This is a genomic window from Aliiruegeria lutimaris, assembly GCF_900099935.1.
GTDB lineage: Bacteria > Pseudomonadota > Alphaproteobacteria > Rhodobacterales > Rhodobacteraceae > Tropicimonas > Tropicimonas lutimaris.
On sequence record NZ_FNEK01000164.1, the window covers coordinates 1 to 2,722 of the forward strand.

Here is a 2,722-nt window from a genome sequence, read left to right on the forward strand (position 1 = left end):
ACCGAAAGAACTTGAAAGGTGCGTCTTTACTCATTCCGATACGCGAACAGACGACCCTGCCCCGCCCAACCGGATTCACGCCCACACTGCCCGCAATCTGGATTGATATTTGATTTTTTTCGATCTATGACAGCCACAGGACAAAGGAAAGTGAACGCGGGCTTAGTGCCATGGCCGCTCGTAGCACAAATAGAACTCAGAAACCTGCGGCTGAAATATTATGAAATACAGACACGAAATCGATGGCCTCCGCGCCATTGCTGTGTGCGCAGTTTTGGCCAACCATTTCTTTGGAGCGGCGTTCCCAAATGGATATCTTGGCGTAGATATTTTCTTTGTAATTTCCGGATATGTTATCACTGGCTCCTTGAAGGGGCGTCGCGACCAAGAGCTCTGGCCTTTCCTTGCTGGGTTCTACTCGCGGCGGATAAAGCGCCTTATACCTGCTCTTTCAGTTTGCATCCTAGTTAGTTCCCTTCTTATCTCTCTTGTCAACCCTTTGCCCGCCTCCTACTTGATCACGGGCATGTTCGCGTTAGTCGGATTCGCCAATGTCTCACTCTACGCAGATACCACTAATTATTTTTCTAATGCCGCAAGCTTAAATCCGTTCACACATACTTGGTCACTTGGCGTCGAGGAGCAATTTTACTTTGTTTTTCCCCTCATTTTTTGGATGGGAATTCACGTATTGCCTCGACAAATTGCGATTTTCATTTTTTTTCTTATGACGCTGACCTCCGGCGTGGCTTGGCTAATTTTATCTAATAACAACAATATGATGGCCTTCTACATCGTGTTCTATCGCTTTTGGGAAATCGGCCTCGGTGTTCTGGTGTATCTAGCTACGCAACAATTCTCAGAAAAAGTAGACCTTTCGAAAGCTGCCAAATGGGCCGCATTGTTGGCAGTCGTAGGTATTGCCTATGCTCCCTTCGCGATTGAGGCGCGACTTGCAACAATGGGAGCTGTGTTCGGGACCGCTATTGTTCTATTGGCGGTTGGCCAGATGCGGACAAAGATCGCTCTCTTGGAGATGCGTATACCAAGGTATCTAGGCAAAGTATCTTATTCTCTTTATCTCTGGCATTGGCCTGTCGCGGTGATGCTATCGTGGACATTGGGGCTATCCCCTATTTATGGCCTTCTTGGCCTCATGCTTTCCATTGCAATCGCTGACTTATCCTATCGTTGGCTTGAGAAGCCATTGCGGAGCGCACACTGGGCAAACAGCGCAGCCGGCGAACTGCGCGTCGGCCTTCTGTCTATGGCTGGCATAGGTGGTGTTCTTTTGATAAATATGCTTTACTTACAGCCGTTTCTTTTTCTAGGAGAACGGCCAAACTTGATAAAGGATGGCATCGATACGCTAGTTACCCCATACCAGTCTGAGAGCGGCGCGGTTTGGGAGGGCGCATCCTGCATATTAGCTACGAAAGAACAGATCGGGACTCGTATTGATCCCGCCAACTGCTCAATAGGCGCACCCTATGAAACGGCCAATCGCCGAGTGCTGGTCCTAGGCAACAGCTATTCAGCCGCCTTTGCGGCTGCATTTGATGGAGAAATTCAAACAGAAGGGACAACCTTCATTCTCACTTCAAGTTGGGGTGCTTCTCCAATTTTTCAAGTCGAAATCAATGGCCCATTTAAAGAACTTAATGAATATTACTGGACCGATATAGTTCCGAATCTGATCGACGGCCTAGAACCAAACGATCAAGTGTTGCTGGTGAGCGACCTTGCGTTTTTAGTTCCTCAATACCAGTCGGACCCCGATCATATAATGATACAGCAGTTTGAGGCCGGTCTGCTTCGGCTTTCCGAGAGTCTTGTCGAGAAGGGCATTGGGCTTGCCACATTTGGGCCTCTGCCATTTGCGCGAGAGGCAAATTGCGAGCCTGTTCTTGCTATGCCACAGTGGTATGCTCCGGTCGGCGGACCATGCAAGTTCCATAGTCGTTTTGACACCTTGGAACGGCAGAAGCCGCTTCGCACTATGCTCACAGATCTTGACAAGGAAGGCATCCTTAAGCTCATAGATATATTTGATGTTTTCTGCCCAAGTGAGGTTTGCAGTTACTTGACACCAGAAGGCGTAATGATGTTTCGAGATGTGTATTCTCATCCAAGTGATGAAGCGGCTCAATTGGTAAGACCAGCAATTCAGCAGTGGCTCGCAGGTCTAGGGGAGTAGGGTTGATCGGTGTGATATCTAGCCAAAAGAATTGGCTGTCTCCAATCCGCCAATGGGAAGAAAAAGCCGTTAGATTTCATTTATACCGCATTCCCCAAGCAATGTGACGTTTTTTCGCCGTGGAGGACTCCGTTGAAAAAATCGGGTTACGAGCGAGGTTCCCCTTTCCATGGGCGGACTTATCCTACAGCTTCCGTAACGGGTATGCCGAGCGCGGTGTCGCCGTTCAGGATAGCAATGCAGACCTAGCACTACTTTGGCAGATCATGTTTTTTGCTCTTCAAGGAGCCTTTCACAATGACGGCAGCGTCTGGGTGGCGGTTGCGCCAGGATATCAAGAGAGGTGGCTCGGTTTGTCTGAACAGTTTGGAGCCGTTTTCTAAGTGTATGTTCCGCTCAGTTATGCCGCGACCGGGATTGGCCGGGGCAGGTGGAGTGCCCCCAATGAAGTGGTCCACCAACTGGGATAGCTTTATCCCGTTTTCAGGAGGACCAAACGATGGCTGGAAAGCGAGACAAACCCGA

The 2,722-nt window shown here is 49.3% G+C and carries 1 protein-coding gene; it reads left to right on the top strand.

Annotation, left to right across the window (positions count from 1 at the left end; genetic code table 11):
• Positions 1-220: 220 nt before the first annotated feature.
• The gene (locus BLR85_RS28100) at positions 221-2,197 is read left to right on the top strand and encodes an acyltransferase family protein (protein WP_093165162.1); all 1,977 of its coding nucleotides are present in this window, start codon (positions 221-223) and stop codon (positions 2,195-2,197) included.
• Positions 2,198-2,722 lie beyond the last annotated feature (525 nt).